This is a genomic window from Rhizobium changzhiense, from assembly GCF_013087625.1.
GTDB lineage: Bacteria > Pseudomonadota > Alphaproteobacteria > Rhizobiales > Rhizobiaceae > Rhizobium > Rhizobium sophorae.
This window is the reverse complement of record NZ_JABFCQ010000011.1, coordinates 40,583-56,365: the sequence shown is the minus strand read 5'-3', so window position 1 is coordinate 56,365 and position 15,783 is coordinate 40,583. Positions and strand designations below refer to the sequence as shown.

General features: G+C 58.2%; 17 protein-coding genes and 1 pseudogene. 3 read left to right on the top strand and 15 right to left on the bottom strand.

What is annotated here, in order from left to right; translation table 11 throughout:
• Positions 1-153 precede the first annotated feature (153 nt).
• The 5 genes and pseudogenes from G9X68_RS32130 to G9X68_RS31190 form a co-directional block, all read right to left on the bottom strand.
• Positions 154-249: pseudogene (locus G9X68_RS32130) on the bottom strand (sunset domain-containing protein); the annotation flags it as partial.
• 258 nt (positions 250-507) lie between these two features.
• On the bottom strand, positions 508-672 hold the full coding sequence (locus G9X68_RS31205; RefSeq protein ID WP_171605669.1) for a hypothetical protein: 165 nt from the start codon (positions 670-672) through the stop codon (positions 508-510).
• A gap of 192 nt (positions 673-864) precedes the next feature.
• Positions 865-1,167 (bottom strand): hypothetical protein, encoded by a 303-nt coding sequence (locus G9X68_RS31200; RefSeq protein WP_171605668.1) that lies wholly within the window; start codon positions 1,165-1,167, stop codon positions 865-867.
• Positions 1,145-2,215, bottom strand: a complete 1,071-nt coding sequence (locus G9X68_RS31195; RefSeq protein ID WP_171605667.1) for a serine/threonine protein kinase — start codon at positions 2,213-2,215, stop codon at positions 1,145-1,147. Before G9X68_RS31195 ends, G9X68_RS31200 begins: the two co-directional genes overlap by 23 nt.
• Entirely contained in the window at positions 2,215-2,637 is a 423-nt protein-coding gene (locus G9X68_RS31190; protein WP_138387527.1) for a DUF3010 family protein, read from the bottom strand. Before G9X68_RS31190 ends, G9X68_RS31195 begins: the two co-directional genes overlap by 1 nt.
• Here G9X68_RS31190 and G9X68_RS31185 point away from each other — a divergent pair.
• Together G9X68_RS31185 and G9X68_RS31180 are read left to right on the top strand one after the other, a co-directional pair.
• Entirely contained in the window at positions 2,636-3,625 is a 990-nt protein-coding gene (locus tag G9X68_RS31185; protein ID WP_171605666.1) for a hypothetical protein, read from the top strand. The genes G9X68_RS31190 and G9X68_RS31185 overlap by 2 nt on opposite strands.
• A gap of 93 nt (positions 3,626-3,718) precedes the next feature.
• Entirely contained in the window at positions 3,719-3,913 is a 195-nt protein-coding gene (locus tag G9X68_RS31180) for a DUF2158 domain-containing protein (protein WP_206679924.1), read from the top strand.
• 246 nt (positions 3,914-4,159) lie between these two features.
• On the opposite strand, the gene G9X68_RS31175 is transcribed toward G9X68_RS31180, so the two are convergent.
• The 8 genes from G9X68_RS31175 to pobA all read right to left on the bottom strand — a co-directional run bounded on the left by G9X68_RS31175 (position 4,160) and on the right by pobA (position 11,982).
• Positions 4,160-4,366, bottom strand: coding sequence for a hypothetical protein (locus G9X68_RS31175; protein WP_171605665.1), 207 nt, complete (start codon positions 4,364-4,366; stop codon positions 4,160-4,162).
• 419 nt (positions 4,367-4,785) lie between these two features.
• Positions 4,786-5,619, bottom strand: coding sequence for a VCBS domain-containing protein (locus tag G9X68_RS31170; protein WP_171605664.1), 834 nt, complete (start codon positions 5,617-5,619; stop codon positions 4,786-4,788).
• 407 nt (positions 5,620-6,026) lie between these two features.
• Entirely contained in the window at positions 6,027-6,743 is a 717-nt protein-coding gene (locus tag G9X68_RS31165; protein ID WP_171605663.1) for an ABC transporter ATP-binding protein, read from the bottom strand.
• Positions 6,724-7,488: an ABC transporter ATP-binding protein gene (locus G9X68_RS31160; RefSeq protein ID WP_171605662.1), complete on the bottom strand. Its 765-nt coding sequence runs from the start codon at positions 7,486-7,488 to the stop codon at positions 6,724-6,726. The genes G9X68_RS31165 and G9X68_RS31160 overlap by 20 nt, the downstream gene beginning before the upstream one ends.
• Positions 7,485-8,489: a branched-chain amino acid ABC transporter permease gene (locus tag G9X68_RS31155; protein WP_171605661.1), complete on the bottom strand. Its 1,005-nt coding sequence runs from the start codon at positions 8,487-8,489 to the stop codon at positions 7,485-7,487. Before G9X68_RS31155 ends, G9X68_RS31160 begins: the two co-directional genes overlap by 4 nt.
• A 1-nt stretch (position 8,490) precedes the next feature.
• Positions 8,491-9,354 (bottom strand): branched-chain amino acid ABC transporter permease, encoded by an 864-nt coding sequence (locus tag G9X68_RS31150; RefSeq protein ID WP_171605660.1) that lies wholly within the window; start codon positions 9,352-9,354, stop codon positions 8,491-8,493.
• A gap of 75 nt (positions 9,355-9,429) precedes the next feature.
• Positions 9,430-10,602: an ABC transporter substrate-binding protein gene (locus G9X68_RS31145; RefSeq protein ID WP_171605659.1), complete on the bottom strand. Its 1,173-nt coding sequence runs from the start codon at positions 10,600-10,602 to the stop codon at positions 9,430-9,432.
• Between the two features lie 207 nt (positions 10,603-10,809).
• Positions 10,810-11,982: a 4-hydroxybenzoate 3-monooxygenase gene (gene pobA / locus G9X68_RS31140; RefSeq protein ID WP_171605658.1), complete on the bottom strand. Its 1,173-nt coding sequence runs from the start codon at positions 11,980-11,982 to the stop codon at positions 10,810-10,812.
• 117 nt (positions 11,983-12,099) lie between these two features.
• On the opposite strand from pobA, the gene G9X68_RS31135 reads away from it, so the two are divergent.
• Complete coding sequence (locus G9X68_RS31135) at positions 12,100-12,990, top strand: helix-turn-helix domain-containing protein (protein ID WP_171605657.1); 891 nt, start codon at positions 12,100-12,102, stop codon at positions 12,988-12,990.
• 32 nt (positions 12,991-13,022) lie between these two features.
• Here G9X68_RS31135 and G9X68_RS31130 read toward each other — a convergent pair whose 3' ends face one another.
• Positions 13,023-13,301 carry a hypothetical protein gene (locus G9X68_RS31130; RefSeq protein ID WP_171605656.1) on the bottom strand — a complete coding sequence of 93 codons (279 nt, stop codon included), beginning with the start codon at positions 13,299-13,301 and terminating at the stop codon, positions 13,023-13,025.
• Positions 13,302-13,380: 79 nt separating this feature from the next.
• Positions 13,381-15,765: a phosphoketolase family protein gene (locus G9X68_RS31125; RefSeq protein ID WP_171605655.1), complete on the bottom strand. Its 2,385-nt coding sequence runs from the start codon at positions 15,763-15,765 to the stop codon at positions 13,381-13,383.
• Positions 15,766-15,783 lie beyond the last annotated feature (18 nt).

Sequence of the window (15,783 nt, the reverse complement as noted above, 5' to 3'; positions counted from 1 at the left end):
CCACATCGGACACCTCGTCACAACCATCGAGCCCAACGAATGCAGCAACTACTTCGCCAATGCCGGATACGCTTCCGTCAAAACCTGAAAGGCTCTAGCATTCAGCTAGAAACGGAAAAGCCCCCGGCCGGTGAATCCGACGACGGCAAGGCTTCATGCCTTCGACTTCCGCCATCCTGCGGCCCACGCCTCGAATTCGGAACAGAACCAGCGTTCTCGAGATTGAGGGCTAATTTTCGTCTGCGAGTAAGGCGCGCTGCTTGTGTTGGCGCAGGTGGTGATCGCGCCGGCCATCGGTGAACCGCTAAATTCTGACCTGCCGCCTCAGCCATGCCGCCTCATTTCGACGAGCCGAGGGGGCAGATGGAGTAGCGGCAACGACTTGCCGGACTATCTGGTCGGGGAATCGGAAATCGATGATCAGATGCTTGCCCTCTCGGACAAGCTCCCAACTGATGGCGCCAGCACCAGCGGCTAGTTCTTTAATTTCGAGAATGACGGCCCGCTTCATACGGCTACCTCGCGGAAGCCGGGAAGTGCGATCTGCTCAATCAAGCCATCGAAGTCGGCTACTCCGTCTTCCGCTGGATCGAGCTCAATATCTGGATCGCCGTCGAGACGGTCCAGCAGTTCGATTAGTTGCTCAATGAGATTTTCAATCCGTTCACGCACTGCCTAATACTCCACAAATAGGCCGAGCGAAGTCGGCCGGTTAAAACCGTTGCCATGCTTCGTCTCCTACTGTGGTGGAATGCGCGCGGGTGGTGAGTCCGCTTCGGTTGGTAGCCGCGAGCAATTTTTGCGCGAAACCCAACGGGAAGTCAAGCGACCGAGCTCCCAAGCTCGGCGGGCTTTTGTCCGTCTTTAGGCCGGATTCAATTCAGCGGTTTTTCCAAAGCTCTTTAACAAACGCGGCGCTGCGGCGAGCCCAGTATCTTCATTAACTTCGACAGCGTAGGCGGCTACACCTGCCCAGCGCGGCGCAATTGCTGCTGCGATTCGCAGCGCGCCAGTATCCGTTGAGGCTGGAATCGTTCGTTGTGGGGCGACAGCCGCAGCGATCATGCCGAATGACACAACAATAAATTTCGTGCTCATGTGCGCTCCTCGCTTGTTCGCTTTATGTTCCAAGTTATTTAAGTTGTCAAATCGCTTCAGCGTGCTCAACTGCTTTCCTAAAAGACGTGAAATAATTTTTTCGATCTCGCCGCCATCCCGTCCCAGAATCTTTCTCGATCACCCAGTCTGCTTTTTCCTTAACGAGCCGGATTGTCTTGTTGTCTCTTCGGAGCGTGGGCCAATCGATTTCGGTCCAATCCGGGATCGCGGCTCGCGCGTTCGTCAGTGCAGCGCAGAAATCAGCCACGGTGTCGTATCTGTCCGCATACACAACCCTGGTCGCCTTCCGAACTATCGCCACCAGCGCTTTAGGCACGTAAGCAGGCAAGCTGTCGTAGTCTAGCAGACGACCAGCTTTGATTTTCTTCTCAATGGCATTCGCGGAAAACAGTTGCTGTTCATATCCTTGCAGTTCGTCGTATTTTATCTGTTCCTTGACCGACAGCCAGTCACGTTCACCATAGGGGAGAAAACCGCCTAGCATTTGGTAGTAGAATATTCCCAACTGGTAGACGTCGCCAGCCCTGTAATATGTGTTCGCTACGAAGAGTTCCGGGGGCCTGTAAAGCAAAGAATGTTTCGTCAAAGATACCGCTGATCCAGTTTCACCTTGTTCAACGACTGAACCGAAATCGCCGATCACGCAGCGATCATTGTCCAAAAATATGTTCTCCGGCTTCAGATCCCGGTGGAGAAAACCTTCAGCGTGTAAAAAGCTCACCGCCGATGCCACCTGCGTAGTGAGGTCGGTAGCTTTGATAAGTCCAATTTTTCCCGCAAACAGATGATTGTCGATGTCACCGCCATCACAATGACGCATCATGTAAAACGCGTAATCGTCATCGATTGACTGAGCATCATAGATTTTCACTACATGGTCGTGTTCCAATTGTGCCAGTCGTTTAGGTTCTATGTGGTCGCCATTTTCCCAGAAGTAAAATTTTATAACGACGCTTCGTTCTAAAAGACGGTTTTGGCCGAACAGGACGTAGCCATTGGCGCCCTTTTCGCTAGCTCTCTCAAAATCAATATCCTTCTCAAGCGAGCGTATTGTGGGAACAATCTCGGCCGGAAATGTGGAGTAGTCTATCGGCATTATTTTCTGTCCAGCGACCACAAATGCGCCGCCGCGGCTTCATAGGCATCCCGTTGATAGGTGAGGCATGTCTGCGGAGAGGCGATGGAGTTGGTTTTCTTCAGGGCGGCTCTGACTGTCGCATCGTGTATGAAAACGACTTGTTGGCAGGCAAGTTGAAGAAGTGTCTCGATTTTGTAGGTCACCGGTGATGCCTGCATGTGACCGCCTGGCCTAATTTTAATAACGATCTTTTCCACGCCGTTTTCACGAAAGAAGTTCTTTGCAGAATGGAGAAACGATTCTAGGGATGCTGTTTCCTCATCATTACCCAAGGTAAGTTTCTTAGTAGATGAGACAACATGAGCGGGAATATTTCCTGCATTATCGACCAGCGCGAACAAGGCGTCTTTAGATTTAATCTGAACGCCGCAAATTTTCATGACTCATCTTCTCCTCAACCTTGTGCCGTTGACTACTGAGCCAAATCTAGCCTGCGTTCAACCATCTTCTATGACTTTGCGTCGCAACCTGTGGATAGTTTTTGCTGCCTCGACATCGCGCCTGCGTGGTGCAATCTTTGGTTCACGTGTCCCACGATTCGCAGCGATCAGCATGAGCGACGAGGAAGATAAGGATTTCCCAGAGGGCGCCAAGGGCGGCAAGTACATCCGCGGGGCGCTGAACGCCGCCGGCGGCATGATACCCTTCGCTGGCGGCCTTATCTCTGCAGCGGCGGGCGCCTGGGGTGAGCACGAACAAGAGCGCGCGAACGATTTCTTCCGCCACTGGATCGATATGCTGCGTGCTGAGATGGGCGAAAAAGAGAAGACAATCCTTGAGATTATGCAGCGTCTTGATCTTCATGATGAAAAGATTGCGGATCGCATTCAGTCTCCCGAATTTCAATCGCTACTTAGAAAATCCTTCCGTGATTGGGCGGGAGCAGAAAGCGAAGATAAGCGGAGTTTCGTCCGCAATCTCCTAGCTAATGCCGCGTCCTCAACAGTCTGCAGTGACGATGTTATCCGCTTGTTCATGGACTGGATCAAAAACTTCTCGGAATTGCACTTAACCGTAATCGGCAAAATCTATAACCAGAACGGGATTACTCGCGGCAGGATATGGCAGGCTTTAGGGCGTGCACCAGTCAGGGAGGACTCGCCGGAAGCCGACCTATTCAAGCTTTTGATACGCGATCTCTCCACCGGCGGTATTATCAGACAGCATCGAGAAGTCGACTACGCTGGCAACTTCATAAAAAACTCCTCGCGCCCGCGGAGCACCAGCACTGGCAACGTTCATAAATCAGCTTTCGATGATAGCGAATACTACGAGCTGACAGCGCTAGGAGACCAGTTCGTCCACTACGCAATGACCGACATCCCGATAAAGATCGAGTATCACGACCCGAAACCGACGGAGCGGTAGCACAACCTGTGAAATACCTCCGGGATATCTCGACATTGACTTCGCGTGGTGCGAGTGATGCATCGACCAACAAATCAAACCCAGGACGAACCAATGTCGGAAAACGTGGTAAAAATGCAAAAAGGCTGGGTAGTGCAGCTGAAGTCGGGCGGTCCACTAATGACCGTAACCGAAGTAGAATCGGACATTGACGGTGACACCGTCTATTGCCAATGGTTCGGCGATAAGAACAAGCTTGAATTCTCGTCGTTCGCCTCCTTCGCTCTCATTGTTAAAAATCAATCTTGAGAAGCCCACGACCTGCCGGTTGAATGGTGGCTGGACATCTTCATCGACTTTGCCCAAACGGAGAGCCGGGTCATGGATGATAACCTCACGCAAATAACCGACTTTGTATGTGGAGCTTGCCAACAGCACTGTCGGCGCGTTGCAAAGCGCCCCGTTCTATTTCCCGCGCGGGGAGTAGGATTGAGAGTGTTGAACTAGGGCAAGCCGGTCGGCGCCGATTGAGGCACCCCACCAACTCATGGAAGGTCAATCTTCGTCCAAAAGATGGAGGCCCTCATCGGTCCAGACGCCGCCCCATGCTTCCGGTTTTACCAGGCCATAGGATGCAAGCACCTCTACCGCGCCTTCGCCGGCGCTCATGGACTTGTGAACCAGCCCGTCCCGACCGTCGTCCAGGTACTGAAAGCACATGGCGGCCAGCGCCTTAAGGATCGTTCTTTCTTCCGGTGTCATTGAACTTACGTTCCCCCGTCGGTGAAACAGTGAGCGGTGATTTAGGAGCGCCAAATATGGCGGCGAGGGGACAAAACCAGTTGCGCCCCTGATCCTTCACGATGTGCGCTCACTCCGAGGACGGGCCTATCTGTAGAGCGTCAGAAGCAACAGAGGCATCTTCGTCGCCCAAAGGTGGGATGCGACAGCGATAATAATAGCCCATACGGCGAGCGAGAACATGACCGCCGCTAACCTGATCCCGACTGGCTGCATCATTTCCTCCATCCCAGCATAATCGCTCCCCCCTCGAACGATCCAATGTTAGCAAGATGCAGGCCCGTCAGCTATCGCAAGAAATTGGTACCCAGATAGGCGCCGCAGAGCGCAGTCGATGAAGGTGCACAGATTTCGGTGATGCGGCGCCCATTCCCCATCAATCAAACGATGAAATGAAAGTTGTCGTATTGCGCGCCGTAATAATCCGGGCCGCTCGTCTCTGTGATGACGGGTTCGGTGTCGAGCACGAGATAGTCGATTTCGCCGTAGGCGCTGAGATCGATCACTTGCGGGTCATGAATGCTGTCGGCGGTGACGTTGACCGTGACCAAGAATACGGTATCGTCGTCCAGCTTACCTTCGATCGTCAGAACGTTGTCGTAGTCCGATGTGCCGTTTGCGACACTGAATTGCTCGATCTGAAAGTTGCCGCCATCGGCGGCTTGGATGGGTGTCCAGAACACGCCTCCTCCCAGATAGTGGTTGCCATCCGCTTCCTGCCGCACAGTCGCGTCGTCACCATCGTACCAGGCGCCCCAATCGAAGCCTTTGTAGCCCGTCGGGAAGTCGTGGTTGCCGACATCCTCGAAATTGACGAAGACGTCGCCGCGTTCCGGCAGGTCGACCGCGATGTTGAGCAAGCCGAAGTCGGTGGCGCCTTTGCCATCCGAGATCTTGAAATTGAACTGGTCGACGAGTTGGTCTCCCGGGCCGAGCGCTGATACCACCGGGTTGGTGGGATCGAGCTCATAGGTGTAGTTGCCGTTGGAATAGACGGTCAGAGTGCCGTACTTTCCCTCGACTGTGGTGGTCGTGGCAGGCCCGTTCGGATCGGCTGGTTGCGGAATTCGCTGTCCATTGACGAAGTTGAGACGCACCTGATCTCCGTCGGCATCCACCGAACTGGTATTGTCCAGGATGTTGCCGTCGATCGGGTTGTCGATGTTGAAAATAGGCTGGTATACATCACCTGCGACTGGCTTGTGGTTTGCCATTTCTACCTCCCATGTGATTTTCTGTTCGACTATGCAACCCTATAGGGTATCTGGCAACCGAAATTGAGGGAGCGCCAAAGCAATTCCGCCCGTCAACGCCACACATTCCGGTCGATTACACTTCAACGGTTCAGGTAAAGGGAGCGGCATAAACGTCGATCCTGTTTATGAACCAGGATTTACGTCTTGTCTTACGTTGCTGCCGCTTCATCGATCATGGTGTTGCTCGCCTTTTCAGGCGATCCATCAATTCGGCCAGCGGAAAACTTTCAGGCAGGATAATAATGGCGGATCAATCATGACGTCGTCATGACGATATACTGCATGAATTGCTCGGCGCGCCAAGAGCAATCTTGAAGGCGAAAGGGGAGCAATCAGCAGAGCCGGAGCTTCTGCCGACCATCCCATCAATGCAGGCCGCCGACCCCGAGCAGGCTCTCGACAGCCTCGTGATCCCTGGTGAGGTTCTCCGGCGTTCCGGTCCAGGCCAGTCTGCCGCGTTCGAGAATGACGACCTGATCGGCGAAATCGAGCGCGCTCTGGATGCGCTGCTCTACCAGCACGATGGTCATGTCTCCCGTCTTGGCGAGGTCGGTGAAGGCCGCCATAAGTTCCTCGCAGATAACGGGTGCCAAGCCCTCCAGCGGTTCGTCGAGCAGCAGGACGGAGGGGCGGCCGAGAATGGTGCGGGCCGTGGAGAGCATCTGCTGCTCGCCGCCGGAAAGCTGGCTGCCGAGGTTGCGGCGGCGCTCCTTCAGGCGCGGGAACATCGCATAGGCTTCTTCCAGCGCCGTTTTCGGTCGCGCCTTCAAGCCGACGAAGAGGTTCTCTTCGACCGTCAGCGTCGGGAAGACGCAGCGCGCCTGCGGCACATATCCGAGGCCCTTGTGCGCGCGTGCAGCACTCGGTGCCGTCGTGACATCCGAATCCCCGAGGCGGATGCTGCCCTCGTATCGCCTGGTCTGCCCGGCAAGCGTCGCGAGCAGCGTGGTCTTGCCCATGCCGTTGCGGCCGAGCACGGCAAGCCGTGCACCTGCCGGCACGGCGAAGGAAATGCCTTCGAGCACTTTTGTCGGCCCATATCCGGCCGACAGATTCTCGACCTCAAGTGATATGGCTGGCATTGGCATAGCTCCCGAGATAGGCCTCGCGCACGCGCGCGTCCTTGGTGACGTCTTCAGGCAGGCCGTCGAAGATGATCGCGCCTGATGCCAGCACGATGACGCGTTTCGCAAAACGGAAGACGAGGTCCATGTCGTGTTCGATCATCAGCACGGCGAGATCGGCGGGCAGATCGGCCAGCGCCTGCTCGATGCGGCCGGTATCGCTCTGCGGCACGCCGGCTGCCGGCTCGTCGAGCAGCAGGACTTTCGGCTTCAATGCCAGCGCCACGGCGATCTCGAGAAGCCGCTGCTGGCCATAGGCGATTTCGCTGACCTTGCGATGCATCAGGAAAGCCAGCCCGAGCTTGCCGAGGAGATCATCGACCTCCGCCATGACGCCGGGCATACGCAGGAAATTGCCGAACATGTGCCCGGTCTTTCCGTCGCGCTGGAGGACGGCAAGTCCCACATGTTCGGCCGGCGTCATGTCCTGGAAGAGCCGGGTTACCTGAAAGGAGCGGACAAGGCCGCGTCTGACCCTGCCGATCGCATCGACCTTCGTCACCACCTCGCCGCCGAGGCGAACCTCGCCGGAATCGGGAGAGAGATTACCGGTCACGAGGTTGACGAAGGTGGTCTTGCCGGCGCCGTTTGGGCCGATCAGCGCGATACGATCGCCAGGCGACATCGTGAGCGAGACATTATTGGTCACGGCAAGGCCGCCGAAGGCTTTCTTGAGATTGGCGACTTCGAAGACCGGGCTCATGAGCGCTGCTCCCTGCGGCGGCTAACGAAGGCTGCGGCCGTGCCGTAGAGGCCTTTCGGCGCAAAGAGCACGACGGCAATCAGCAGCGCGCCGACCATGGTCAGCCAATGGAAGGGATTGGCGGCGGAGACATAGTCCTCGAAGAGCATGAAGATGACAGTGCCGGAAAGTGCCCCGAAGAGAGAACCGGTGCCGCCGAGGACCAGCATCACAAGCGCTTCGGCCGACTGCGTGAAAGACAGGCTGTCGAGGCCGACGACCTGCGTCGAAATCGCGTTCAAGGCGCCGCCGACACCGGCAACGGCGCCGGAGATCGCGTACATCCTGATCAGAGCTGCCTTCGGCGAAGCGCCCATGGCGCGGACGCGCAGCGGATCCTGCTTGATGGCGCGGCAGAGCATGCCGAAGGGCGAACGAACCAGGAATCTCAGCAGCACGAAGACGATCAGCAGCAGCGCCATTCCGAAGAAGAAGGCGGTGTGACCGTAGAGATCGAATTCGAAGAGGCCGAAGACCGGGTCCGGCGCAATGCCGGAAAGACCATCGCTGCCGCCTGTCCAGGACGAGGCCTTGTTGGCGAATTCATGGAAGAGGTTGATCAGCGCAATCGACAGCACCAGCTGCGGCAGCCCATGCGCACGCAGGATGATGGCTCCGCAGAGCAGTCCGGCAACCGCGCCGCCGGCAACGCCGGCAAGCATCATCAGCAGCGGGTCATTGATGCCGTAATGCGCCGACAGGATCCCGGCGGCATAGGCGCCGGAGCCGAAAAGTGCTGCATGGCCGAGCGTCGCGACGCCGCAATAACCGGTCACGAGATCGAGCGACAGGACGAGCAGCGCGATCGTGATCATCCGGGTCAGAAGGGCGAGATTATCGGGGAAGGCGAAATAGCCAACCGCGCCAATGGCTATGATCACCGCTATTCCGATAAGATCGCGGCCGATGAACCCGCGGCGATGCTGGAGAGCTCCGTTTTCGTCATTCATGACAAGTGCCATCTCATTTCGCCCTTCCGGCAAGGCCGCGCGGGAAGACGCAGATGATTGCGATCACGGCGAGATAGAAGAAGAATTCGCCGAATTCCGGCATCATATATCGCCCTGTCGTATCGATCGCGCCAAGCAGCAGGCAGGCAATGAGCGCACCCGGAATGGAACCCGCGCCGCCGACGGAGACGACGACTAGGAAGGTGACCATGTAGCGTAGTGCGTAATAAGGCTCGACTGGCAGGAGTTCGGCGCCGACCACGCCACCGAAGGCGGCAAGCCCGACGGCAACGGCAAAGCTCACGGCATAGATGATCTCGGTGCGCACACCGAGTGCCGCAGCCATTGCCGCATCATCGACGGAGGCGCGCAGCTTGATGCCGAAGCTCGTCCTGTCGATCGCAAACCAGAGGGCGAGTGCCACGACGAGGCCGCAGAGGATGACGAAAAGCCGGTGAACGGGAATGGTGCGGAAGCCGAGATCGGCCGATCCCTGCAGCGCGCCGGCAAGCGGAATGGTCTTCAGCGTCGGCCCCATGACATAATTGGCGATGCCGATGACGCAGAAGGTGATGCCGATGGTCATCAGCACCTGGGTCAGTTCCGGCGCGCCATAGATCCGGCGGTAGAGAAAACGCTCGATCGGAATGGCGACGATGATCGTGATGGCAACGGCGGCAACGACCGCCGCGGCATAACCGAGGCCAAGATCACGTGCGACATAGGAGGCGATATAGCCGCCGATCATTGCGAAGGCGCCATGGGCGAGGTTGACGACACGCATCAGCCCCATGGTCACCGAAAGGCCGATCGAGATCACGAACAGCACCATGCCATAGGCAAGGGCGTCGACGGCTATGCTGAAGACTGTCTGCATGGAAATACCTTGCTTCCAAGCGACGGGCTCGGCCTGATCGCAGGCCAAGTCCGTCGTCTGCCTTGACGCTCGATGTTACTTGACGGCCGCCAGGCCCGGATCGCCCTGCTTCTCGAAAGTCTGGACCTCCTTGTTGATGTAGGTCCCGTCATCGGCTTTCGTCACTTCGCGCAGATAGATGTTCTGCGTGATGTGACGGCTTTCCGGATCGATCGAAACCGGGCCGCGCGGGCTCGTCCAGGCAAGGCCCTTGACCGCATCGACAGCCTTTTCAGCATCCTGTTTGCCGCCCGTCGCCTCGATCATCTTGTAGATGACATACATGCCGTCATAGGCGCTGACTGAAGGGAAGGAGAGTTCGGCCTTGTTGCCGATCGCTTTGGTCGCCGCCTCGACGAAAGCCTTGTTCTCCGGAGAATCGTGCGACACGGCGTAGTGGAAGGTCGTCTGGATGCCGAGGGCAGCATCGCCGAGCGCCGGCAGATCGGATTCCTGGGTCAGGTCACCTGGCGCGAAGAACTTGATGCCGGCAGCCTTCAGGCCATTGTCGTTGTAAGCCTTGACGAAGCCGAGCGTCGTCGGGCCGGAGGGCAGGAAGGCGAACACGCCCTCAGCGCCGGAATCCTTGATGCGCTGCATGATCGGGCTGAAATCGTTGGTCGCAAGCGGCATGCGGATCGCCTCGACCACCTGGCCGCCGGCCTTTTCGAAGCCGGCCTTGAAGGCGTTCTCGGCGTCGATGCCGGGGCCGTAATCGCTGACGACGGAAATCACCTTCTTGACGTCGGCGTCGAAGGCGACCTTGGCGATCGGCGTCGAGGTCTGCCAGGTGGTAAACGAGGTACGAACGACGAGCGGGCTCTTGGTCACGATCGCCGAGGTGGCGGCGTTCATGATGACCATCGGCACGTTGCCCTGCTTCAAGATCGGCGTTACTGCCATGGCATCGGGGGTGAAGTAGAAGCCGGCCAGATATTGGACCTTCTCCTTGACGATCAGTTCCTGCGCCAGCGCCTTGGATTGGGCGGGATCGGCCTGCGGCACGTCGCGATAGACGATCTCGACCGTATCGTTGCCGACCTTGTTGCCGTTGACCGCCATATAGGCGTCGATGCCGGCCTTGAAGTTCTTGCCTTGGAGCGCGAACGGGCCGGAGAACGGTCCGATGACCCCGACTTTGATGGTGTCGGCATAGGCGCTCGTGCCCATGACGACTGCCGCAATGGCGGCCAGAAATAGTTTCTTCATTCTCTCTCTCCCTTTTGGGCGCACTCCAGCGCCGTATTCGCTAGCCGCTAGAAATTAGCGCTAACCTGTCATGCGAAATGGTGATGTAAAATGAAATAAATACCGTAATCCATAACTGTGCAATTATGATTGTATGTCGAGGATCGGAACTATCGGCCGCCGGTTCTACGGTCGAATTCTGGTTCATGCCGGCCTCAGACACTCCTATCAGAATGGCAGTCCCACATAGTTCTCCGCAAGCGCCGTCGAGGCGGCGCGGGAATGGGTGAGATAGTCGAGCTCCGCCTCCTGGATCTTCTGGTCAAAATCCCCGGTATCCGGAAAACGATGCATCATCGTCGTCATCCACCAGGAAAAACGCACGGCTTTCCACACGCGTGCGAGCGCCTTCTGCGAATAGGCGTCGATGCCACTATTCGAGCCTTCGCGGTAATGCTCGATCAGCCCGGAGAAAAGGTAGTGGACGTCGCTGGCGGCAAGGTTCAATCCCTTGGCGCCGGTCGGCGGGACGATATGGGCGGCGTCGCCGACCAGGAAAAGCCGGCCGAAACGCATCGGTTCAGTGACGAAGGAGCGCAACGGAGCGATCGATTTCTCGAAGGACGGCGCGGTCGCCAATGCCTCGGCATGATGCGCCGGCAGCCGCCGTCTCAACTCGTCCCAGAAGCGATCGTCGCTCCAGTCCTCGATCTTCTCGTCGAGCGCGCATTGGATGTAGTAGCGGCTGCGGGTCGCCGAGCGCATCGAACAGAGCGCAAAGCCCCTTGGATGGTTGGCGTAGATCAGTTCATGGCTGACGGGCGCCACATCGGCAAGCACCCCCAGCCAGCCGAAGGGATAGACCTTCTCGAAACTCCTGATCGCCCGTTCCGGGACGGCCTTGCGGCTGGCGCCGTGAAACCCGTCGCAGCCGGCGATGAAGTCGCAATCGATGCGCTTGGCAACAGCGTCTTTCACAAAGGTGACGAAGGGAGAATGGCCTTCGAAGTCACGCGGCGCGACATCGACGGCATCGTAGATCGACAGGGAGCCGCTCGCTTCACGCCGCTCCATGAGATCGCGCGTCACTTCGGTCTGTCCATAAACCGTCACGCGCCTGCCGCCGGTCAAGTCGTGGAGGTCGATGCGATGGTCGCGTCCGTCGAAGGCCAATGAGAAACCGTCATGCGGCAGGCCTTCGGTGTGCAGCCGCGTCCCGGCTTTTGCCTGATCCAGCAACCCGACGGTGCCTCCCTCCAGAACGCCGGCGCGAACCCGGCCGAGGATGTAATCCTTGTTCACACGATCGAGAATGACATTGCCGATGCCAGCTTCGGTCAGGAGCTGGCCGAGCAGCAGGCCGGATGGTCCAGAACCGATGATAGCGACCTGCGTTCGCAACTGCTGCCTCCCTGCAATTTTGCGTTTTGCCAGATTCTGCCGTGTCGTCCCTGCCGCAGCAATGGACATTCCGGCCGAAAAATTGCACTAATCGAACATTGGTGCGGGAGGAGCCCCATGAGCAGACATATCCCTACCTACGAACTCTACGGCGAGAATACCGGGCGAAAGCCCGATTTTTGGTTGCATTGCGAAACAATTCGCTCCCGCAGCAGCTTGCATCAATGGGAGATTCGCCCGCACCGTCACGAGAGTTTCTTTCAGATATTGTACATCGAAGGCGGTTCGGGCGATGCGATCTTCGGCGAAAAAAGCCACGCCATCCGTCCGCCGGCCATCATCATTGTGCCGCCCGGTCTCAATCACGGCTTTCGTTTTTCACGCGATATTGACGGCTTGGTGATCACCCTGTTGAAATCCCATCTCAGCCATGCGCCCGGCGACCGAAGCCAGCTCGGCGAATGGCTGGCGGCGCCGCATCTGACGCCGCTCGATCCCGATGATGCCGAGGCTTTCTATGTGATGCAGACGTTGCGGCGGCTGGGCGACGAATTCGCAAATCGTCGCAGCGGCCGCAACGAGATGTTGGGCGTCTATGTCGCTTTGGTGCTACGGCTGACGGCAAGAATTTCGCGTGAGGGAAATGCGCACGATCTTGCGCCAAACGAGAACGCGCGGCGGATGGACATTCTGACCGAACTCATTCAGCAGCATTTTCGATCGCACAAGCCGGCTTCCTTCTATGCAAGGGAGCTTGGCGTTTCATCGACGCATCTCACCCGTATCGTCCGGACGATGACCGGAAACACCCCGCATGAGCTAATCGCCGGCAAACTGATCGAGGAGGCGAAGCGCCAGTTGGTCTTTACGATGGGCAGCGTACAGGAGATCGGATTTCGCCTCGGCTTTGCCGATCCCGCCTATTTCTCGCGCTTCTTCGTCAAGTACACCGGAGAAACGCCGCGGGTCTGGCGCATGAAGGAGAAGGTTCGACTTGAAGGTGTATAGGCCGGGCGCAGGGGTTGCCCGGTGCAACGGCCTTACCAGGCTTCGACACCCTCTTCCGTGTTGCGGGCGCGTTCGCCGGTGCGGGTCTCGTATGCGTCTCGTTGCTCAGCTGGCTTGACGGTATCGTCTGAGCCATCGCGCTGGGCTTCGGGCGTCAGGTAGAAGGCGAGCGCCTTTTCCAGCCGGGCTGCGGTAAGCGTGGCAGCGAAACTTTTCATGTCGTTTCCTCGGTCGACGGCCTTGAAGCTTGCCCGAGACACATAGCCTAGGATGCGGCCTTCCAGGAACAGCGCGCCGATGGTTTTCACCAACTTTAGACTTTGCTTGACGATCGCTTCTGTCGGATGATCTCCGCCGACCAGTTCCGTGCGATTCCGTTTGGCTTTCGATTCACACCTCCGGCCACGTCCAGTCTCGCACCTCCGGCATATCCTCGCCATATTCACGGACGTAGTCGTGATGCTCGGCAAGCTTGCCGCGGAAGGCGGCGAGCGCTTCGCCTGCTTTTTCCTTCAGGCCCGGCACACGCTCGATCGCTTCGATGGCGAGGTGGAAGCGGTCGAGTTCGTTGAGGACGGTCATGTCGAAGGGTGTCGTCGTCGTGCCTTCCTCAATGAAGCCGCGGACGTGGATGTTGCGGTGGTTGGTGCGTTTATAGGTCAGGCGGTGAATGAGATAGGGATAGCCGTGATAGGCGAAAATGACAGGCTTATCGGCGGTGAAGATCGCATCGAATGCCTCGTCGGTCAGGCCGTGCGGATGCTGATCCCTGGATTGCAGTGCCAGGAGATCGACGACGTTGAGGGTGCGGATCTTCAGCTCGGGAATGGCTTTACGCAGAAGATCGACCGCTGCAAGCGTCTCCATGGTCGGCACGTCGCCGGCGCAGGCCATGACGAGATCAGGCAGGATGGTGTCGTCCTCGTTGCTCGCCCAGTGCCAGATGCCGATGCCGGCCTCGCAATGTTTCACAGCCTCGTCCATCGATAGCCATTGCGGCTCCGGTTGCTTGCCGGCGACGATGACATTGATGCGGTCATAGGTGCGCAGGCAATGGTCGCCGACCCAAAGCAGGGTGTTGGCGTCCGGAGGCAGGTAGATGCGGACGATATCGGCCTTCTTATTGGCGACGAGGTCGACGAAACCGGGATCCTGGTGGCTGAAGCCGTTGTGGTCCTGACGCCAGACATGCGAGGTCAGTAGATAGTTCAGCGACGAGATCGGCTTTCTCCATGCGAGTTCGCGCGTCACCTTCAGCCATTTGGCGTGCTGGTTGAACATGGAATCGATGATGTGGATGAAGGCCTCGTAGCAGGAGAACAGGCCGTGCCGGCCGGTCAGCAGATAGCCTTCCAGCCAGCCCTGGCAGAGATGTTCGCTCAGCACCTCCATGACACGTCCATCCCGGGACAAGTGGACGTCGTAGGGTTCGATACGCTCCATCCAGACACGGTCGGTGACTTCGAAGACGCTGCCGAGGCGGTTCGATTCGGTCTCGTCGGGGCCGAAGATACGGAAATTGGCGGCATCGGCGTTGCGCTTCATCGTGTCGCGCAGATAATGGCCGAGGATCTCCGTCGATTGCACCATGGCGCTGCCGCGCTTGCCGATATCGACCGCATAGTCGCGAATATCCGGAACGTCGAGCTCCTTACGCAGCAAGCCGCCATTGGCATGCGGATTGGCGCCCATGCGGCGTTCGCCGACAGGGGCGAGTGCGCGCAACTCGGGTTTCAGCCGGCCGTCGGCACTGAACAGGTCCTCGGGATCATAGCCCCGCATCCAGTCCTCGAGGATCTTGCGATGCCCTTCATTCTCGCGGCAATTGGAGACTGGCACCTGGTGGGCGCGCCAGAAGCCTTCGACCTTCTTGCCGTCGACCTCCTTCGGGCCCGTCCAGCCCTTCGGGCTGCGCAGCACGATCATCGGCCAGCGCGGGCAGATATCGGGCGCCTTGCCATTGCGGGCTTCTTCCTGGATTTCGCGAATGCGGTCGAAGACCCTGTCGAAGGTTGCTGCCATCTGCTGGTGCATGTCGCGCGGCTCGTGACCCTCGACGAAGAAGGGCTCGTAGCCATAGCCTTCAAAGAGGCTCTGCAAATCCTCGTGACTGGCGCGGCCAAGAATGGTCGGATTGGCGATCTTGTAGCCGTTCAGATGCAGGATCGGCAGCACGGCGCCATCGCGGGCAGGGTTCAGAAACTTGTTGGAATGCCAGCTCGCAGCCAGCGGCCCGGTTTCGGCCTCGCCGTCGCCGACGACGCAGGCAACGATCAGATTGGGATTGTCGAAGGCGGCGCCATAGGCATGGACGAGGGCGTAACCGAGTTCGCCGCCCTCGTGGATCGAGCCCGGTGTCTCGGGTGCTGCGTGGCTCGGAATGCCGCCGGGGAAGGAGAATTGCCGAAAGAGCTTGCGCATGCCCTCCGTATCCTCGGAGATATCGGGATAGATCTCGCTGTAGATGCCTTCGAGGTAGGTGTTGGCGACCATGCCCGGTCCGCCATGGCCGGGGCCGCACATATAGATGATGTCGAGGTCGCGGGCGCGGATCAGGCGGTTCAGATGCGCATAGATAAAGTTGAGGCCGGGCGTCGTGCCCCAGTGGCCGAGCAGGCGGGGCTTGATGTGCTCGGCTTTCAGCGGCTCACGCAGCAGCGGATTGGCAAGCAGATAGATCTGGCCGACCGAGAGATAGTTAGCAGCGCGCCAGTAGCGGTCGATGAGCGTGAGTTCGGTGTCGGTCAGGGCGGCGGTCGAGACATGCTTTTCCATGGGTTTCTCCCGTTCGAA

Excerpts from the sequence above, each read along its gene's own strand:
- G9X68_RS31175 (WP_171605665.1), bottom strand. The coding sequence starts at position 4,366 with ATGACACCGGAAGAAAGAACGATCCTTAAGGCGCTGGCCGCCATGTGC.
- G9X68_RS31190 (WP_138387527.1), bottom strand. The coding sequence starts at position 2,637 with ATGAAAATTTGCGGCGTTCAGATTAAATCTAAAGACGCCTTGTTCGCG.
- G9X68_RS31165 (WP_171605663.1), bottom strand. The coding sequence starts at position 6,743 with ATGCCAGCCATATCACTTGAGGTCGAGAATCTGTCGGCCGGATATGGG.
- G9X68_RS31150 (WP_171605660.1), bottom strand. The coding sequence starts at position 9,354 with ATGCAGACAGTCTTCAGCATAGCCGTCGACGCCCTTGCCTATGGCATG.
- G9X68_RS31160 (WP_171605662.1), bottom strand. The coding sequence starts at position 7,488 with ATGAGCCCGGTCTTCGAAGTCGCCAATCTCAAGAAAGCCTTCGGCGGC.
- G9X68_RS31135 (WP_171605657.1), top strand. The coding sequence starts at position 12,100 with ATGAGCAGACATATCCCTACCTACGAACTCTACGGCGAGAATACCGGG.
- G9X68_RS31185 (WP_171605666.1), top strand. The coding sequence starts at position 2,636 with ATGACTCATCTTCTCCTCAACCTTGTGCCGTTGACTACTGAGCCAAAT.
- G9X68_RS31125 (WP_171605655.1), bottom strand. The coding sequence starts at position 15,765 with ATGGAAAAGCATGTCTCGACCGCCGCCCTGACCGACACCGAACTCACG.
- G9X68_RS31155 (WP_171605661.1), bottom strand. The coding sequence starts at position 8,489 with ATGGCACTTGTCATGAATGACGAAAACGGAGCTCTCCAGCATCGCCGC.
- G9X68_RS31170 (WP_171605664.1), bottom strand. The coding sequence starts at position 5,619 with ATGGCAAACCACAAGCCAGTCGCAGGTGATGTATACCAGCCTATTTTC.
- G9X68_RS31180 (WP_206679924.1), top strand. The coding sequence starts at position 3,719 with ATGTCGGAAAACGTGGTAAAAATGCAAAAAGGCTGGGTAGTGCAGCTG.
- G9X68_RS31195 (WP_171605667.1), bottom strand. The coding sequence starts at position 2,215 with ATGCCGATAGACTACTCCACATTTCCGGCCGAGATTGTTCCCACAATA.
- G9X68_RS31145 (WP_171605659.1), bottom strand. The coding sequence starts at position 10,602 with ATGAAGAAACTATTTCTGGCCGCCATTGCGGCAGTCGTCATGGGCACG.